This is a genomic window from Streptomyces sp. NPDC002680 (genome assembly GCF_042889145.1).
In the GTDB taxonomy this organism is placed as follows: domain Bacteria; phylum Actinomycetota; class Actinomycetes; order Streptomycetales; family Streptomycetaceae; genus Streptomyces; species Streptomyces adonidis.
On sequence record NZ_JBIAQP010000018.1, the window covers coordinates 238,088 to 256,596 of the forward strand.

Consider the following 18,509-nt stretch of genomic DNA (forward strand, 5'->3'; position numbering starts at 1 on the left):
TGTGTCGATTTGCGGCTCCGCCGCGTGGGCGCGACAAGCCCCCACCGGCCGGCAGCCGACGAACCAACCGCCTAACCGAACTCGGACGCGGCCCAAGAAGCCAGCTCAGCCCGCGCAGCACTCAGCAGGGTCGCCGAAGGAGCCGTAGCCCCATTCGTCACCAGCGCGTAATGCAGAACCCCCGAGTCCGCCGCCGTGAGCAGCAGCCGCCGACTCCCCGTGCCGCCGGGCTCGGTCCCCGCCGCGACAGGCGTCGTCGACGAGTAGGCCGGCGGCCCGTACACCGTGCCCAGGTCGGAGACCACCGTCGTCGTCGCCGTCGGGAACGACGCCGGCAGATGCAGCTCGGTCGGCGCCGAGATCCCCTTCGACCGCCACACCAGCACGCTGTACTGCCCGGACCCCACCAGCGTGGACACGTTCGGCAGCGAACTCGGCACCGGGTTCCAGGTGAGGGTCGTGGAGCCGTCCCGGGAGCGGTCCTCGTAGGTGAAGGCGAGCGTCGTCCCCGCCGTGGCGCCCGGATAGACGCGGTCCAGCATCCGGGCGTCCTGCCGCAGCACCGCCGTACCGGAGTCGTCGAGGCGTACGGCGGACAGGTCCTCGTCGTTCCAGGCGTCACCGGTGGTGAGCACCTTGTCGGGGTTGTCGTTCATCAGCTCGTGGTGGCGGCCGTTGTAGATGTCCCACTGCCACTGGCTGCCGGAGAGGACGGGCCCGGAGCCGCTCGCGTTGGCCCACCAACCCGACCCCTTCACCCGGGAGTCGAGGGCCTGGTACATCGCCTTGTAGATCGTCGGCGCCTTGCCGGAGACCGATCCCGACAGGGGATGGCCGAACTCGCTCACGATCCCGGTCGTTCCGAGGGCGGTGGCCCGGTCCCGGACCGTTCCGAAGTCCGTGACGTACTGGCCGTCCTCCGCGTTGCCCCACATCAGGATGCCGGAGATGGCCTTCTGGTCGTAGAAGTGGGTGTTGAAGACATAGCGGGCACCGACCGTCCCCGCGTCGAGGAACCCGCCCTCCTGCTTCTGGGAGTCGATGTTGGCGTTCCAGAACATGTTCGGTTCCACGAAGGCGGGCTTGTCCTGCCACCCGGCCGCGTCCATCCGCGCCCGGAACTTCACGAAGAACGGCCACAGGACGTCCTTCTCCCAGGTGCGGCTGGTCTGGCCCGAGTCGTAGTTGCCGGCCTGCGGCTCGTTGTACGGGTCGAAGCCGACGACACCCGCGAACTGGGCGGTCGTCAGGTTCTGCTTGAGGTACGTCATCGTCTTCTGGGCGGTGTCCAGGAAGGAGTCCTGGAGCCCGTACGTGTTGTGCCAGAAGTCGTACGACGCGTCCTTCACGGCCGCGTTCTGGGTGATGTTCTGCCCCCAGAAGAGGCAGATCCCGCAGTACTCGTCCGGATAGTTGCCGAGGTCCACGGCCCACTTGGGGGCGCCGTCGCCGGTGTACCAGCTGTCCGAGTCGAAGAGCCAGCGGGAGTAGAGGTCCTGGTGGAAGTCGGGGTAGACGCGGATGCCCGCGTCCAGGAAGGCACCCATCTGTGCGGTGGCGGCGGCCAGATAGCTGCTGCTCACCGTGCCACGCACGGGCTCCGCGTACGCCCAGGAGAGCAGGAAGCGGATGCTGTTGCCGCCACCGAGCGCTCGCAGCGCCGTCGCGGACTTCTTGGCGTCGGCGACCGAGGCGAAGGGGAGTCCGTTGTTCTCCTTGAGCTTCGTCTCGCCGGAGACGTTGTAGCCGCGGAGCACGACCTCGCGGCCCAGAGCGTCGGTGAACCGACCGTTCTGGACGGTGAGGGTGGTAGAGGTAGGGGTGTCGAACCAGAGGGTGTCGGCCCGGGCGGGCTGGGAGCCGACGGTGGTCAGGAAACCCGTGACCAGGACCAGTACGCCGAGCAGATGCACGCGCAACTTCGACATGTCCATTACAGTCCCGCGCGCATCAGTGGTCGTCAATACCAAGTGACTGTTGAGTAATCTTCAGCTTTTGGCACCGATAGTCGATGATCGAGTCACATGGGCGACAAAAGGAGCGGATCGTGCGTGACATCCTCCCGGCGCTCGGGCGCTGGTACGCGGCGGGCGAACCGTTCGGCCTCGCCACCGTCGTCTCCGTGAGCCGCAGCGCGCCGCGCGACCCCGGGGCCGCGATGGCGGTCGGACCCGGTGACGAGGTGGTGGGCAGTGTCTCCGGGGGGTGTGTGGAGGGTGAGGTCTTCGAGCTGGCCCAGGAGGTGGTGGCGGACGGCGAGGCGCGGCTCGCGACCTTCGGCTACAGCGACGAGGACGCCTTCGCGGTGGGGCTGACCTGCGGCGGCGAGATCACCCTGCTGGTGCGGCCCGTCACACCCGCTCTCGACCCGTCCTTCGCGGCGGTCGCGGAGGCCGTGGCGGCGGGCCGGCCGGTGACCGTGGCCACCGTGACCGACGGTCCGGCGGCACGCGGCGCCACACTCGCCGTCTGGCCCGACCGGGTGTCCGGCACCCTCGGCACGACCGGCCTGGACGTGGCCGTCACCGCCGACGCGCGCGGTGAACTCGCCCTCGGGGCAACGGGGTTGCGGCACTACGGGCCCAACGGGGAGCGGCGCGAGGACGCCGTCACCGTGTTCCTGCACTCCTTCGCGCCCCCGCCCCGCATGCTCGTCTTCGGCGCCATCGACTACGCCGCCGCCGTGGCCCGGATCGGCGCCTTCCTCGGTTACCGGGTCACCGTCTGCGACGCGCGCCCGGTCTTCGCGACCCCGAAGCGCTTCCCCGAGGGTGTCGAGGTGGTCGTCGACTGGCCGCACCGCTATCTGCGCGGCACGGACACCGATGAGCGCACGGTGGTGTGCGTGCTGACCCACGACCCGAAGTTCGACGTACCGCTGCTGGAGGAGGCGCTGCGCCGCCCCGCCGCGTACATCGGGGCGATGGGCAGCCGCCGCACCCACGACGACCGCCGGACCCGGCTCACGGAGGCCGGCCTCACCGGGCCCGAGCTGTCGCGGCTGCGCTCCCCCATCGGGCTGGACCTCGGCGCCCGTACGCCCGAGGAGGTCGCGGTGTCCGTGGCCGCCGAGATCGTCGCGCTGCGATGGGGCGGCAGCGGGGCGGCGCTGACGGCGACGGCCGGCGCCATTCATCCGCCGAAGGCGGGTTAGGTCCGGCGGGGCGGCAGTCGGTGCAGTTCCACGTCGGTGAGGCGGCCGGCGTCCGTCACCGTCGCCGTCATGTACGTGCAGTGCGGCTGGCGGCGGCGGTCGGTCGGCGAGCCGGGGTTCAGCAGCCGGAGGCCGGTGTCCGTCGTGGTGTCCCACGGGATGTGGCTGTGACCGAACACGAGGACGTCGAGGTCGGGGTAGCGGGTGATGCAGCGGGCTTCTCGGCCCTGCGCGGGGCCGGTCTCGTGGACGACTCCGAGGCGGAGGCCGTCGAGGTCGGCGTAGGCCACCTCGGGCAGTCTCGCCCGTAGGTCGGGGCCGTCGTTGTTGCCGTATACGCCGATCAGGCGGCGTGAGCGGGTCTCCAGGAGGTCGAGGGTGGCTGTGTCGACCCAGTCGCCGGCGTGGATCACGATGTCTGCGTGCGGGAGTTCGGTAAGAAGTTGCGCCGGTAGTTGCTTGGCGCGTTTGGGGAGGTGGGTGTCGGAAAGCAGCAGGAGGCGCACGTTCCTGAGCGTAGGGGGTGCCGCGATTTGCCGTCTTGCGGGTGCGGCGCCATCGTGGCTTGTCGCGCCCGCGCGGCGGAGCCGCACATTGACACAGCCCCGCGCCCCTTTCGGGGCGCTGCCGAACCGCCGACAGGAGCCAGGGGTCACGCCCGGTTAGTATCAGGCATCCCGAACCGTGCCGTTGCGGAAACGGGGAGTAAAGCCAAAAGGGGGCTTCCAGCCGCATGCCGGTCAAGGTCAGCGTCATCGTTCCGGTGTACAACCCGGGACCGTACATCGAGGACTGCGTCGCGTCGCTGCTGCGGCAGTCGCTACCCGCAGACGAGTACGAAGTGATCCTCGTCGACGACGGTTCCACCGACGACACCCCGGCCCTGCTGGACGAGCTCGCCAAGACGGACTCGCGTTTCCAGGTCATCCATCAGGAGAACTCGGGCTGGTCCGGCAAGCCGCGCAACGTCGGTATCGAGGCCTCGCAGGGCGAGTTCGTGATGTTCGTCGACAACGACGACTATCTCGGTGACGAGGCCCTTGAGCGGATGTACGACTACGGCGTGGCCAACGGCGCCGATGTGATCGTCGGCAAGATGGCCGGCAAGGGCCGTCCGGTGCCGGTGGAGCTGTTCCGGCACAACCATCCCAAGGCCAGTGTCGAGAACGCCCCGCTGATCGACAGCCTCACCCCGCACAAGATGGTCCGCCGCGCCTTCCTCGACCGCATCGGTCTGCGCTTCCCCGAGGGTCGGCGGCGGCTCGAAGACCATGTCTTCGTCACCGAGGCCTACCTGCGCGCGGACAACGTCTCCGTGCTCAGCGACTACGTCTGCTACTACCACGTCAAGCGCGACGACGCCTCGAACGCGGGGTTCCAGCGCTTCGACCCGGTCGGCTACTTCCGGAATCTGCGCGAGGCCCTCGATGTCGTCGAGCGGTACACCGAGCCCGGTGCCGTGCGCGACCGGCTCTTCCGGCGCTGGCTGCGGAACGAGATGGTCGAGCGGATGCGCAGCAACCGTCTCCTCAAGCTGCCCGAGGACTACCGCAAGGAGATGTTCGACGAGATCCGCGGGGTCGTCGTCGAGCGCTTCGGGCCGGGTGTCGCCAACGGTATGCAGGAGGCGCAGCGGATCGTCGCGGCGCTGATCGCCGCCGATCGGCTGGACGACGTCGTCGCGTTCGCGGAGTGGGAGGCGTCGCTCGCCCCTTCGGCCACTCCCCTGAGTGTCGAGTGGCGGGACGGGGTCCTCCACGTCGGCTTCACCGCCGAGTTCACCTCTCACGGCAAGCCGATGACGTTCCCCGCCGAGGACGACAGCGACGGCGCCGACCTGGACGGCACGCCCACCGACGCCGACGACGCGATCGCCCGGGTCGCGGCCTCCACGGTCGCCCGGTTCGGGAGCGCGACGGCGGACTTCCTGGTGCGTGAGCGGGCCACGGCCGCCCAGTTCTTCCAGCCGGTGGAACTGACCCGCGAGACCCTCCCCGCCAGCGACGATGGTCAGGTGCGGCTGGTGCTGCGCGGTACCGCGACCGTCGATCCCGGTACGGCTGCGGGCGGTGTCGCCCTCGGCGGCGGTCTGTTCGACGTGTTCGTGCGGATCAAGCTGGGCGGCTGGACGCGTGAGTGCCGTCTGGGCCCGGTCAAGCTGGACCCCCGTCCGGTGCCCCCGGCCGGTGTGGTCGCCGGTCGTGTGGTCCTGCCGTACTGGACCGCCAAGCAGGCCACCCTGTCCCTGGACGTCGACCGCGCTGTGAAGGGCGTGGGCCTCGGTCGCCTCAAGCCGGACGATGTCACCGTCACGGGTGACCGGCTGCGTGTCGCCCTCCCTCTGCACGTGCCCGTCGACACCAAGGCGCTGCTCCGGTTCACCTCGGCGGCGGTCGCCGAGCCCGTGGACATCGAGGGCACGCTGTCCGCCGGCTTCGTCGACGCGACGCTGCCGTCCGGCGCGCTGGCCGACGGGACCTGGAAGCCCTCGCTGTGCCTCGCCCCCGAGGCCGACGAGCCGCGCTTCCTCGCGATGTCCGTCAGCCTCAGCTCCAAGGCAGGCCGCGTTCAGGTCGTACGGCCCGCCAAGCCCGCTGGGCCGAGCGGCGGTCAGAAGCTGGTCCGCAAGGTGCGGCGCACTCTCGGGAAGATCGCCCGCAAGGCCGGGCTGCGACGCGGAAACGGAGCCTGACACCATGCGCGCACTGGACATCGAAGGCGCCTGGGTACTGGAGCCGAAGATCTTCCCGGACGACCGGGGCAGCTTCCACGAGTGGTACCGGGGCGAGGAGTTCCGCGAGGCCACCGGCTACGACCTCTCCCTCGCCCAGGCCAACTGCTCGGTCTCGCGCCGGGGCGTCGTACGCGGCGTGCACTTCTCGGACGTACCGCCTAGCCAGGCCAAGTACGTGACGTGCGTGCGCGGCGCGGTCCTGGACGTCGTGGTGGACATCCGGGTCGGCTCGCCCACCTACGGGCAGTGGGAGGCCGTACGCCTCGACGACGACACCCGGCACGCCGTGTTCCTCTCGGAGGGGCTCGGGCACGCCTTCATGGCGCTCACCGACGACGCCACCGTGGTGTACCTGTGCTCGACCGGGTACGCGCCGGGGCGTGAGCACGGGGTGAATCCGCTCGACCCGGCGCTGGGCATCGCCTGGCCCGAGGGCATCGAGCCGGTGCTGTCGGAGAAGGACGCCGAGGCGCCGACGCTGGCGGAGGCCGAGCGGTCCGGGCTGCTGCCGTCGTACGCGGACTGCGCGGCCTACTACGCGGGCCTGCGCGACAACCGGTAACCCAGGAACAAGGGCTGTGGCCCGGCAGCTCATCGGCTGCCGGGCCACAGCCCTTGATTCAGCGGTACGTCAGCGGCTGGTGCTCAGCGGCTCCAGGCTGCGGCGCAGCTGCTCCCAGCCCTTGCCGCGCTTGGTGCCGCGGTTGCGGGAGCGGACGAGCGGGGCCCAGAAGGCGGCCTCGACGAGGGTCTCCGGCTTGACGGCGGGCGTGCGCTCCAGGACGCTCTCGGGGACCTTCTGCGGGTCCGCGACCTCGAACTCCGCGATGATCTCGTCGTACTTGTCCGAGAGCACGGTGTTGTCGGGGTCGGCGCCGAAGACGATGAGCTGGCCGGTGGGCGCGGTGTCGACGAGGACCGTGACCAGGTCGGGGCGGTACCGGGCGAGGATCTCGATCAGCTTGTAGACGTCGCCGGTCCAGGCGTTGGTGTGCCGGTCGCGGGCGGCCTCGTCGATGCTGCGCGGCAGCATGTCGTCGAGGACGATGACGCTGGCCCAGTCCGAGTGCTTCTCGACGTTGATGAAGTCGCGCAGCGCGTACTCGAACAGGTGCATGCCGTCGATGAACGACAGGTCGAGCGTGGTGCGCTGCCAGTAGCCGAACGGGCTGCGGTTGCGGGCCAGGTTGCGCAGCGGGTGCCGGCCGCCCTTGAGGTGGGCGAGGGGGTTCTGCCGGGCGAAGAAGTCGTCGCTGGTGGCCTTGGCGAGATGGACGTCGCAGCGGATCTCGGAGACCACCTTGAACGCGGGGTCGATCGCGATGCTGGGTACCCGGGACAGGGTCAGGCTTCGGCCGTCGTTGACGCCGATCTCCAGGTAGTTCCTGTTCGCGCTGACCTTGTGGAGCTCCCGGAGGAACTCATGACGTTTCACGAGGAAATCTCCTTGCGGATGTGTGGCAGTGCTTCGTGCAGGGCGGTACGCCAGTCACGGAGGGGTCCGAGACCGGTCTGCTGCCAGCGGCCGTGGCCGAGGGCGCTGTATGCGGGCCTGGGTGCGGGCCGGACGAAGGCCGCGCTGGTGGTGGGGCGCACCCGGTCCGGGTCGGCGTCGATGAGGCGGAACACCTCACGCGCCAGCTCGCACCAGGTGACCTCGCCGGAGTTGGTGGCGTGGAGAATACCGTTCGTCCCGGGCCCGATCAGGGGCCCCAGGTCGGCGATCCGTACGGCGACGTCCGCGCTCCAAGTGGGTTGGCCGCGTTGGTCGTCGACGACATCGAGGGTGTCCCGACGCGCCTCCAGGTCGATCATCGTACGCACGAAGTTGCCGCCGTGGGCGCCGTACAGCCAAGCCGTGCGCAGGACGGCGCTGGTGTCCGGGAGCGTGGCCAGGACGGCCTCTTCACCGGCGAGTTTGGTACGGCCGTACGCCGTGCGCGGGGCCGGGGTGTGGTCCTCGGGGTACGGGGTGTCGCGGGCCTCGCCGTCGAAGACGTAGTCCGTGGAGACGTGGATGAGGCGGGCGCCGTGCTCGGCGCAGGCCTGGGCGAGCAGGCGCGGGCCGACGCCGTTGATGTGGAACGCGGTGTCCTCGTCCGTCTCGGCGTCGTCGACGGCGGTGTAGGCGGCGCAGTTGACGACCAGGTCGGGCTCGTGCTCGGTGAAGACGCGGCGGATGTCGTCGGGGTCGGTGATGTCCAGGGCGGCGCGGGCGAGGCCCACGACGTCCTCACCGCGCCTGAGGAGTTCCTCGACGGTGTCGAGGCCGAGCATGCCGGCCGCGCCGGTGACCAGCCACTTCATCCCTTTGCCTGCTTCTCCGCGGTGCCGACGCGCTGCTTGAGGGGCTCCCACCAGGCGCGGTTGTCGCGGTACCAGGCGACGGTGGCGGCGAGGCCGGCGGCGAAGTCGTGGCGCGGGGTGTAGCCCAGCTCGTCGTGGAGCTTGCTCCAGTCGACGGAGTAGCGCAGGTCGTGGCCCTTGCGGTCCTCGACGTACTCCACGCTGTCCCAGGTGGCTCCGCAGGCCTCCAGGAGCAGCCCGGTGAGTTCCTTGTTGCTCAGTTCGGTGCCGCCGCCGATGTTGTAGACCTCGCCGGGCCGGCCTCCGGTGCGCACCAGGTCGATGCCCTGGCAGTGGTCGTCGACGTGCAGCCAGTCGCGGACGTTGAGGCCCTCGCCGTACAGCGGGACCTTCTTGCCGTCGAGGAGGTTGGTGACGAAGAGGGGGATGACCTTCTCGGGGAACTGGTGCGGCCCGTAGTTGTTGGAGCAGCGGGTGACGCGCACGTCCAGGCCGTGGGTGCGGTGGTAGGCGAGGGCGAGCAGGTCGGAGGAGGCCTTCGACGCCGAGTAGGGCGAGTTGGGGGCCAGCGGGTGGTCCTCCGGCCAGGAGCCGGTCTCGATCGAGCCGTACACCTCGTCGGTGGAGACGTGCACGAAGGGGCCGACGCCGTAGCGCAGGGCCGCGTCCAGCAGCACCTGGGTGCCCACCACGTTGGTGCGGACGAAGTCGGCGGCGCCGTCGATCGAGCGGTCCACATGGGACTCGGCGGCGAAGTGGACCACCTGGTCGGCCTCGGCCATCAGCTTGTCGACCAGTTCGGCGTCACAGATGTCGCCCTGGACGAACTTCAGCCGGGGATGCCCGGTCGGCAGGTTCTCCAGGGTGCCCGCGTACGTGAGCTTGTCCAGCACCGTGATCCGGGGCGCGTCGGGGGCGTCGGACGCGAGGAGGTTGCGGACGTACATGGAGCCGATGAATCCGGCGGCGCCGGTGACGAGGAGGTTCATGAATGGATCTGCACCTTGCTGTGGTCTCCGAGGACGAGTCGGTGGGCGCTGGGAACACTGGGGGCCGGGGTCACCTCGACATGCCGGCCGATGAGCGAGGACTCGATGCGGCCCACCCCGGCGATGGACGAGTCGCGCAGCACGATGGAGAACTCCAGCTCGCTGTCGGTGATCCGGCAGTTCTCCGCGAGGGAGGTGAACGGTCCGACGTAGGAGTCGCTGACGACGGTTCCGGCGCCGATGACGACGGGTCCGACGATGCGGGAGCGGGTGATGCTCGCGCCCTCCTCGATCACCACACGCCCTATGGTCTCGGAGGCGTCGTCCACGTCGCCGTCGATCCGCCGCTCCAGGCTCTCCAGGACCATGCGGTTGACTTCCAGCATGTCGGCGACGTTCCCCGTGTCCTTCCAGTAGCCCTTGATGAGCGTGGATCGTACGTCGGACCGGGTGTCGATGAGGTGCTGGATGGCGTGGGTGATCTCCAACTCGCCGCGCCAGGACGGGCGGATGGCGCGTACGGCGTCGTGGATGGCCGGGGTGAAGAGGTACACGCCGACGAGCGCGAGGTCGCTCTTGGGGTGCTCGGGCTTCTCCTCCAGGCCGATCACCTGGCCGTCCGCGTCGAGTTCGGCGACGCCGAAGGAGCGCGGGTCGGGGACCTGGGTGAGGAGGATCTGGGCGTCCGGACGCAGTCCGCGGAACTCGTCGACGAGGGCGCTGATGCCGCCGATGATGAAGTTGTCGCCGAGGTACATGACGAAGTCGTCGTCACCGAGGAAGTCCCGGGCGATCAGCACCGCGTGGGCCAGGCCCAGGGGCTTCTCCTGCGGGATGTAGGTGACTTGCAGGCCGAACTTCGATCCGTCGCCGACCGCTTCCTCGATCTCGGCCGCGGTGTCGCCGACGATCATGCCGACCTCGGTGATGCCCGCGTCGGCGAGGGATTCCAGGCCGTAGAACAGCACGGGTTTGTTGGCCACGGGCACGAGCTGCTTCGCCGAGGTATGGGTGATCGGCCGAAGCCGCGTGCCGGCGCCACCGGAGAGCACGAGAGCCTTCATCCGTTCACCCTAGCTGCGATTTCCCGGTACGTAATATCCGGTGCCTCAGAGTGACCGCCAGGGCTGCCCTTCAGGACTCCAGTGCGATCTCGCTCCACACCTGTTTGCCGCCGCTGACCGGGACGGTTCCCCAGGCCGCCGACATGGCCTCGACCAGGAGCATGCCCCGGCCGCCGGTGGCCTCCCAGCCGAGGTTCGTGGGTCTGATGGGGGTGCGGGGCGAGTTGTCGGCGACGGCGACGCGCAGCCGGCCGTTGAAGAGGGTGAGGTCGAGACGGACCTGGCCGTCGGTGTGCACGAGGGCGTTGGTGACCAGTTCGGAGACGACCAGGAGCACGGTGTCCATGTTCTCCTGGATGTTCTCCGGGGCCCCCGCCTCGCCGGACAGGCTCCAGGTGCGCAGGGTGCGCTTGCTGAAGCGGCGGGCGTGCCGGACCGCCTCGGGCACCCGCCACACGGTCCAGCTCTCGCGCAGCGGGCGCTTCTCCATGCCGTCGTAGCGCAGCAGGAGCAGGGCCACGTCGTCGTTGCGGTTGGCGCCCGCGAGCAGGGCGTCGGCGACCAGGCCGAGGTGGGCGGGGTCGGCGGCGGCGAGGTCGGCCGCGAGGGCGTTGAGTCCGTCCTCGACGTCGGTCTCCGCGGACTCGACGAGGCCGTCGGTGGTGAGGGCGAGCAGGGTGCCGGGCTGGAGGCGCAGCATGCTCATCGGGAAGTCGGCCCGGGGCAGCACACCGAGCGGGGGTCCTACGTCGGACTCGGCGACCTCGGTGGTGCCGTCGGGGTGGCGGACGACCGGGGGGAGGTGGCCGGCGCGGACGTACCAGGCGGTGCCCTCCTCCATGTCGACCTCGACATAGCAGCAGGTGGCGAAGAGGTCGGTCTCCATGTCGGCGAGGAGCCGGTTGGAGTGGGAGACGACGACGTCGGGCGGGTGACCCTCGACGGCGTAGGCGCGCAGGGCGGTGCGCATCTGGCCCATGAGGGTGGCGGCGCTCGCGTTGTGGCCCTGGACATCGCCGATGACGAGGGCGACGTGGTTGTCGGGCAGCGGGATCACGTCGTACCAGTCGCCGCCGACCTCCAGGCCCTCGGTGGTCGGCAGATAGCGGGCCTCGGCGACCCCGCCGGGCAGTTTGGGCAGCCGGCGGGGCAGCAGGGAGCGCTGGAGCATGCCGACGAGTTCGTGTTCGGCGTCGAAGGCGTGGGCGCGGGTCAGGGCCTGTCCGGCGAGGCCTGCGGCGGCGGTGAGCAGGGCCCGTTCGTCGGTGCCGAACTCGTGCGGGCTGTCCCAGCCGATCAGGCAGAGGCCGGCCATCCGGCCGCCGGCGGGCAGCGGCAGTACGGCGAGACCGCCGGGGCCGACGCCTTCGAGCGCGGGCTCCATCTCGGTGCCCGCGGGCCAGATCGCGGCGCGGCCCTCGCGCAGGGCGGCGGCCAGTGTGGGCATGGAGCGCACCGGCGACTCGGGCCACTCGGAGCGCCATTCCAGGCGCCACAGCTCGGGCCAGGACTCGGGTTCGGGCGGGTCGAGGACGGTGACGACGAGCCGGTCGTTCTCCAGCTCGGCGAGGGCGATCCGGTCGGCCCGCAGCGGCTCGCGCAGCGCGGTGACGACGGCCTGGCCGACGTCGCGGACGGTCCCGGCGGTGGCCAGGGCGGCGGCGAGGCGCTGGACGCGGGCCACGTCGGTGACGCCCGAGCGCAGCGTTGAGGCGTCTCCCACGGTGCCCACGAGCCGGGCGGGGCGGCCCTCCCCGCCGGTCACGAGCCGTCCGCGCAGCCGCAGCCACCGGGGCGGACCGGCGGGCTGCACCACCCGGAACTCCAGCTCGCGGTCGCCGATGGACATGTGGTCGGCCTCGACGACGGACATGAGGGAGGGCAGATCCTCGGGCACGGTCAGCCCGAGCAGCGTCTCGACTCTTCCATCGAAGTCGGTCCGGTCGAGCGCGAACAGTTCGAGGAGTTCGTCGCCGACCTCGACGCGGCCGGTGTCCATGGCGAGGCTGAAGGCGTTGGCGGGAAGTTCACCTTGATCCCCGGCGGCGATCGGGGCGGGCCAGGCGACTGCGTCGGCGAGCAGGGCGAGACAGTCCCGGGCGTCGTCGTCGAAGCCGCCGGGACTCTCCGTCACGGCGAGCAGACACCCGCCGTCACCTACGGCCGCCCCCGCGCGGACGGGCAGGGCGGCCAGGTGGACGTCGGCGGTCGGCATCCGCCGTGACTCGGCGCAGTCGGCGAGTTCGCCGGGGCCGAGCCATACCGTCCGGCCGGTGCGGTGGGCCTCGGCGGCGGGCGATCCGCCGGCCACCGCGTAGCTGTCGCGCAGGCCGTACAGCGTGCGGGGCACGCCGGCGGACTCGACGAGACACAGCAGATCACCGCCATCACCAGGGGTGTACACGGCGGTGGTGACCACATCCGCGAAGACGAGCGCCTGTTCGAGGACGCGGCGCAGGTACTCGCGGGGGTCGAGGTCGGCGGGGAGGGTCTTGAGGGCAAGTTCGGCACGCAGCGTTCTCGTTCCGCGTCTCGCGTCCTCACTGACCACGTCGTCATTACAGCGCGTATGGGGCGCTGGCGCAGCCCCTGTGCCGTTCCGACGACACCGGTCGGCCCAGTGGACACCCCGCACGGCGGCCCCACAGAGCCACGACCGCCGGTGCCCACCCGGGTCCTGGTGTTTCTCGCCCCCGCCGCCCCTACCCGTCCCATCCTCGGGGGCTCCGCCCCCGAACCCCCGCTCCTCAAACGCCGGAGGGGCTGGGTGGGGCTGCGGACGGGTGGGTGGGAAGGTCGCGCTGGACGCGCTCGTCCTCAAACGCCGGACGGGCTGGAATGCCCAGGCCCGTCCTGAAGCGCGGCGGGGGTGGATGGGCGGGGAAAGGGGTGGGCTGAGCACGGTTGTCCTCGAACGTCGGCCGAGGCTTGATCTCTCAGCACCGGCCCGCACCCCACTCAGCCCGTCCGGCGTTTGAGGACGAGGCCGTTCAGGCCGACAAGCGGGGGTCTGGGGGCGGCAGCCCCCAGGGATGGGACGGGTAGGGGCGGCGGGGGCGAGAGAACGAGCAGGTCGTTCGCCGTGCGCGGTGGGGCGTGTGGGGGGAGCCTTGAGCCGGGAGGGCCCGGTCCGGTGAGGAGGTGGTCCGGGTGGGCGATGCGCAGGTCTCCGGGCGACCGGGCGGCGGCTCCGCGGCGTTCGACAGGCCACTCCTGTCGCTGGCGCTGGCCGGAATGATGGACGACGTCCAGGCCCACGCGGGCGGCGTGTATCTGCTGGCCCCGGGCGAGTCCGTACTGGAGATGGCCGTCATGGCCGGGCTGCCCCGGGCCTTCGCCGCGCCCTGGGAGCGGGTCGGGCTCGGCTCGCCGGTACCCGTCGCCCAGGCGGCGCGCGAGCGGCGGTTCGTGTGGGTGGGCGGTGAGGAGGACATGGCCCGGCGGTACCCACGGGTCGCCGTCGTGCTGCCGTACCCCTTCGCACTGGCCGCCCTGCCGGTGGCGACCGACTCGACGGTGTACGGAGCGGTCTTCGTGACCTGGCCCGGTTCGCATCCGCCGGAGCTGTCGGACCGGGAGCGGGAGCAGCTCACCGCGGCCTGCGACCGGCTGGCGCTGCGGCTGGAGCGGGCCGCCGCCGAGCACCGTACGCTGCGGCCCGAGGCGGATCTGCTGGCCGCCTGGCCGGGCACGCCGGTGGCCGACACCCTCGGCACGGTCGAGGCGGCGCGGATGGTGTCGCGGCTGCCGTACGGGCTGTGCTCCCTCGATCTGCACGGGCGGGTCGGTTTCGTGAACGCGGCGGCCGCCGAGTTGCTGGGGGTACCTGCGGACGAGCTGCTCGGCAGTCGGTTGTGGGCGTCGGTGCCCTGGCTGAACGATCCGGTGTACGAGGACCGCTACCGCGCCGCGCTGTTCAGTCTGCACGTCACGTCGTTCGTGGCGCTGCGCCCACCCGGCGACTGGCTGTCGTTCCGGCTGTATCCGAGCACGACCGGACTGAGCGTACGGATCACCAGGGCACGGGCGGTGGCCGAGCTGGACCGGGCGGAGCGGCGGCCGGGCGGACCGTCCAGCCTCGTCACGATCTCGCAGGTGCTGTCCCTGGCGGGGGCGCTCACCGAGGCGGCAGGCGTCCAGGATGTCGTCCAGCTGGTCGCGGACGAGATCATGCCGGCGGTGGGCTGCCAGACGCTGGTGATGCTGGGCTCGCGGGGCGGGCGCATGCGTGTGGTCGGGCACCGGGGGTTCGAGGACCCGGAGCTGGTGGAGCGGTTCGACGGGCTGCCGCTGTCCGAACAGACCCCGGGGACGCAGGTCCTCACCACCGGGGTGCCCGCCTTCTTCGAGTCGCGGGGACAGTTGGACCGGCTGTATCCGACGGTGCGGGAGGTGGTCGGGACGATGGCGGCCTGGGCGTATCTCCCGCTGATCGCGTCCGGGCGGCCGGTGGGCACGTGTGTGCTGGGGTACGCCGAACAGCACGCGTTCCCCGCCGACGAGCGCGCCGTCCTGACCAGTCTCGGCGGTCTGATCGCCCAGGCCCTGGAGCGGGCCCTGCTGTACGACGCCAAGCACCGGGTCGCGCACGGCCTCCAGGCCGCTCTACTGCCCGCTTCCCTGCCGTCGCTGCCCGGGTTCGAGGCCGCTGCGCGCTATCTGCCCGCCACCCAGGGCATGGACATCGGCGGCGACTTCTACGACCTGGTGACCTCGCACGGGCGGGCCTCGGCGGTGATCGGGGACGTCCAGGGGCACAACGTGACGGCGGCCGCCCTGATGGGGCAGATCCGTACGGCCGTACGGGCGTACACGACCGTCGGTCAGGCGCCTGAGGAGGTCATGAGCAGCACCAACCGGCTGCTGATCGATCTCGGGACCGAGTTGTTCGCCAGTTGTCTGTATCTGCGGCTGGACCCGGGATCCGGGCGGGCCGTGATGGCCCGCGCGGGGCATCCGCAGCCGCTGCTGAGACGCCCGGACGGGCAGGTGCGCGTGCTCGATCTGGCCGGGGGCCCGCTGCTGGGAATCGATGCCTCGGCCTCGTACCCGACAACCGAGGTCGAGCTGCCGCCGGGCTCGGTCCTGGCCCTGTACACGGACGGCCTGATCGAGTCCCCGGGCGTCGACATCGACGAGGCACTGGCCGCGCTGGGGCAGCGGCTCGCGGAAACCGGCGACCGCCCACTGGACGAACTCGCCGACGGGCTGGTCGAGTTCGGCGCGGGGACGACGGCCCGGGCGGACGACATCGCGCTGCTGCTACTGAGGGCAAAACCGGAGAACTGACGGCTCTGGCGCCGGCGGCGACGGCTGCCCTACGGGAGGAACGTGCACGCCGGTGGGCCGTGGGCCGTCCGCGGTACAGGGCCGAGGCCCGGAACCATGCCACGCACACCTGCACCGAGGACACGCCCAGAGGCGACAGCCGCCGAGCCGGTCGCCCACGGCCGTCCGGCCTACAGGGCGGGGCCCGGAGCCAGCCACGCACACGTGCGCCCACGGAACTCCGCCGCCGCTCCGCCGGAGGCCCACGAACGCAGAACGGTCCGGCCCTCCCGCCGGAGGGCCGGACCGTTTCACTGGCGGCCGGTACTACTGGTGGTGTGGCCGGTCAGTGGCCTTCGGTCTCCAGACCGGTGCCGTCGTCGACGCCCTCGGTGGCCTGGTCGTCCACACCGCCGAGTTCGTCACCGCCGACCTCTTCACCGAGTCCGGCCTCCTCGCCCGCACCGGCTTCCTCACCGGCACCAGCCTCTTCACCGGCGCCGACTTCCTCGCCGGCGCCCGCCTCTTCACCGGCACCGGCTTCCTCACCGGCGCCCGCTTCCTCGCCCGCGCCGGCCTCATCTCCGGCGCCGGCGCCCGCGTCAGCCGCGCCGAGGGTGGCGCCGACGGCCGCCAGGGCCGTGGTGACCGGCTGGAAGAAGGTCTCGCCGCCGACCGTGCAGTCGCCGCTGCCGCCGGAGGTCAGGCCGATCGCGCTGCCGTCCTGGGTGAACAGCGAGCCGCCGCTGTCGCCGGGCTCCGCGCAGACGTTGGTCTGGATGAGGCCGGTGACCGTGCCCTCGGGGTAGTTCACGGTGGCGTCGAGGCCGGTGACCTCGCCGTCGTTGAGGCCCGTCGTGGAGCCCATCCGGAAGACCTGCTGGCCGACCTCGGCCTCGGCGGCCTGGAGGATGTCGACGGTCTGACCACCCCCGACGTCGACGGTGCTGTCGGCCACGGTCGCCGGGTCGTCGTACTTCACGAGTGCGAAGTCTCCGTCGCCCGGGAAGGTGGCCGCCTCGACCGTGGCGACCGGCGCGCCACCCTCTTCCTCCGACCACTCGGCCGCGGCGACACCGCAGTGACCGGCGGTCAGGAAGCCGGGCGTGCCGTCGCCGGTCACCACGTTGAAGCCGAGGGAGCAGCGGGCGCCGCCGCCGAAGATGGCGTCGCCGCCCTCCACGGCGAGGGGCTTGAAGGTGCCCGCGCTCTTCTTGATGGTCGCCATGCCCGCGCCGAGGCTCTGGACGGTCGACTCGATGGTGTCCCAGTTGGCGCCGGTGACCGTGCTGTCGGCGGTGACCTGGATCTTGTTGGTCCGGGGGTCGACGGACCAGGCGGTACCCGGGATGGTCGCCTCGGCCTTGAGGGTCTGCGCGCCCGCCTTCAGCTCGGCGATGCTGTTCTCGACCTCGCGGACTGCGGCGCCGGCCTTCTGGGCCTGGATGATGACGTTGTTGTTGTCACCCTCGACGTCGACGACGTTGATGATGAGCTGCTGCTTGTCGGCGTCGTAGTAGGAGCCTGCGAAGGCGTCCCCGAGCAGTTCCTCCAGCTGCGAGGCGAGATCCGAGGCCGCCGTCGCCTTCAGGGTCTTCGGAGCCGCGCCGTCCGCAGCGTCGGTCTGGGACGCCATGGCGTTGGGCAGCAGCAGTGCCGCCGCGCCGATCGCCGCGACACTGCCCACCGCTATCGCGGCCTTACGCTTCGGAACTCGCTTGTGACTCAACTTCTTGACCTCCTGCGGGGCGGGGTCTTAGCCGCCGATCGTTCTCGGCGACCGACTGGGGCGCCTGGATGGCTGTAGGTACGGACGGTTCACGTGGGGCGTTCAAACGCGTTTGCCAACTCCCTTTGCGAAACAGCGAATCGGCCATTGCCAGGCCCTGACCGAGAGCCGCCGGGAACAACCACCCATATGCCGATGACGCCTGCCGAAGCAGACAAGATCCATTCCACCGGCTTCGCGCCCTGAGCGGTCGATCCCGGCCTGTCCGCCGAGGAGTTGGGCCGGCACCGCGCCCTGCGGCGAACGCCCTGATGGGAGCGGTCGTCCGGGGCGGACTCCACCGGCCGCCGCGGACACCTCGCCGATGATCGCGGCACCGGCGACACCCAGGGCTTTCGTCCCCCTGACCGCACCCCACCCGCCCCCGACATATCCGTGCGCGGTGACCGGATCCGATGTCCGGATCAAGCCGGTCCCCCGAGCCGCCGGCACTCGTCCGTATCGCCCTTCCGGATCAAGCAGACGCACAGGAAAGGCACAGCGAAACACTTTCCGTAATCGCCTCATGGCTTTGTGTCGGTCAAACCGATACGAATCCCGGCTTCAGGGAATCTGCACATCGAATACTCAGTCAGGTCACCGCACACTCCTGTTCCGCACATCCGCCCGTTACACGCCACGCCTTTGATGGCGGACTGTCCGATTCGGTCGCGCACCCATGTCCGACGTGTGTGCCCGGCCGCAAGAGCCGGGGTGCGCCGAAGCGGTGCGGCATGTGAAGAAGTCGCCGCGAAGCCGTGCGCACGCCCTCACGGTTTGGGGCCCGTGGGGCTCAAGTGCCCTGGTGAGGGCGTTGGTTGATTGGAAGACGGCTGTGCGGGCGTGCTTTGATCCATCGCATCGCAGGGGCCGCACAGGTTCCGGAAACGAGCCTGACTGGTCCTGCGATCGCGGCCGTCATCTGTCCCCAGTGGGGGCCGCTCTCCCCCTTGAAACACCCATACGAAGGGAAGTTCCATCATGAACTCCACCCCCCAGGTTGAGACCGCCGAGCTGTCGGACGCCGCTCTCGACGCCGTCTCCGGCGGTCTGTCCCTGAACGCCGTCGGCACCGTCACGGGCCTGGTGGACAGCGTTGCCCCCGGCGTCACCCCGCTGGTCGGCACGGTCGTCGGCACTGTCGAGGGCCTCACCGGCCTGAACACCGGTGCGGTCACCAACCTGGTCGCCGGTCTCTGATCGACGCCTTGTGCCGCTGAGTCCC

13 protein-coding genes are annotated in these 18,509 nt (G+C 70.8%); 5 read left to right on the forward strand and 8 right to left on the reverse strand.

The genetic code is table 11. The features are described from left to right. Positions 1-71 precede the first annotated feature (71 nt). Positions 72-1,934 (reverse strand): endoglycosylceramidase, encoded by a 1,863-nt coding sequence (locus ACFYXF_RS38755; RefSeq protein ID WP_389356673.1) that lies wholly within the window; start codon positions 1,932-1,934, stop codon positions 72-74. Positions 1,935-2,047: 113 nt separating this feature from the next. Here ACFYXF_RS38755 and ACFYXF_RS38760 point away from each other — a divergent pair, with 113 nt between their 5' ends. Further along, a complete protein-coding gene (locus ACFYXF_RS38760) occupies positions 2,048-3,154 on the forward strand; it encodes an XdhC family protein (protein WP_389356674.1) in 1,107 nt (368 codons plus the stop codon). On the opposite strand, the gene ACFYXF_RS38765 is transcribed toward ACFYXF_RS38760, so the two are convergent. Beyond that, positions 3,151-3,660 (reverse strand): metallophosphoesterase family protein, encoded by a 510-nt coding sequence (locus ACFYXF_RS38765; protein WP_389356675.1) that lies wholly within the window; start codon positions 3,658-3,660, stop codon positions 3,151-3,153. The genes ACFYXF_RS38760 and ACFYXF_RS38765 overlap by 4 nt on opposite strands. Before the next feature lie 227 nt (positions 3,661-3,887). On the opposite strand from ACFYXF_RS38765, the gene ACFYXF_RS38770 reads away from it, so the two are divergent. Further along, entirely contained in the window at positions 3,888-5,846 is a 1,959-nt protein-coding gene (locus ACFYXF_RS38770; protein ID WP_389356676.1) for a glycosyltransferase family 2 protein, read from the forward strand. Positions 5,847-5,850: 4 nt separating this feature from the next. Next, entirely contained in the window at positions 5,851-6,450 is a 600-nt protein-coding gene (gene rfbC / locus ACFYXF_RS38775) for a dTDP-4-dehydrorhamnose 3,5-epimerase (RefSeq protein WP_389356677.1), read from the forward strand. A 69-nt stretch (positions 6,451-6,519) separates the two neighbouring features. Here rfbC and ACFYXF_RS38780 read toward each other — a convergent pair whose 3' ends face one another. The 5 genes from ACFYXF_RS38780 to ACFYXF_RS38800 form a co-directional block, all read right to left on the reverse strand. Next, on the reverse strand, positions 6,520-7,323 hold the full coding sequence (locus ACFYXF_RS38780; RefSeq protein WP_389356678.1) for a class I SAM-dependent methyltransferase: 804 nt from the start codon (positions 7,321-7,323) through the stop codon (positions 6,520-6,522). Further along, entirely contained in the window at positions 7,320-8,195 is an 876-nt protein-coding gene (gene rfbD / locus ACFYXF_RS38785) for a dTDP-4-dehydrorhamnose reductase (protein ID WP_389356679.1), read from the reverse strand. The genes ACFYXF_RS38780 and rfbD overlap by 4 nt, the downstream gene beginning before the upstream one ends. Then, on the reverse strand, positions 8,192-9,184 hold the full coding sequence (gene rfbB, locus ACFYXF_RS38790) for a dTDP-glucose 4,6-dehydratase (protein ID WP_389356680.1): 993 nt from the start codon (positions 9,182-9,184) through the stop codon (positions 8,192-8,194). Before rfbB ends, rfbD begins: the two co-directional genes overlap by 4 nt. Continuing rightward, complete coding sequence (locus ACFYXF_RS38795; RefSeq protein ID WP_389356681.1) at positions 9,181-10,248, reverse strand: glucose-1-phosphate thymidylyltransferase; 1,068 nt, start codon at positions 10,246-10,248, stop codon at positions 9,181-9,183. The genes rfbB and ACFYXF_RS38795 overlap by 4 nt, the downstream gene beginning before the upstream one ends. A 70-nt stretch (positions 10,249-10,318) precedes the next feature. Next, positions 10,319-12,799: a SpoIIE family protein phosphatase gene (locus ACFYXF_RS38800; protein WP_389356682.1), complete on the reverse strand. Its 2,481-nt coding sequence runs from the start codon at positions 12,797-12,799 to the stop codon at positions 10,319-10,321. A gap of 683 nt (positions 12,800-13,482) precedes the next feature. Here ACFYXF_RS38800 and ACFYXF_RS38805 point away from each other — a divergent pair. Next, a complete protein-coding gene (locus ACFYXF_RS38805) occupies positions 13,483-15,537 on the forward strand; it encodes a SpoIIE family protein phosphatase (RefSeq protein WP_389356709.1) in 2,055 nt (684 codons plus the stop codon). Between the two features lie 325 nt (positions 15,538-15,862). Here ACFYXF_RS38805 and ACFYXF_RS38810 read toward each other — a convergent pair whose 3' ends face one another. After that, a complete protein-coding gene (locus tag ACFYXF_RS38810; RefSeq protein ID WP_389356683.1) occupies positions 15,863-17,245 on the reverse strand; it encodes a S1 family peptidase in 1,383 nt (460 codons plus the stop codon). A 1,020-nt stretch (positions 17,246-18,265) separates the two neighbouring features. Between ACFYXF_RS38810 and ACFYXF_RS38815 the strand changes: the two genes are divergently transcribed. Then, positions 18,266-18,484, forward strand: a complete 219-nt coding sequence (locus tag ACFYXF_RS38815) for a type A2 lantipeptide (RefSeq protein ID WP_389356684.1) — start codon at positions 18,266-18,268, stop codon at positions 18,482-18,484. Positions 18,485-18,509 lie beyond the last annotated feature (25 nt).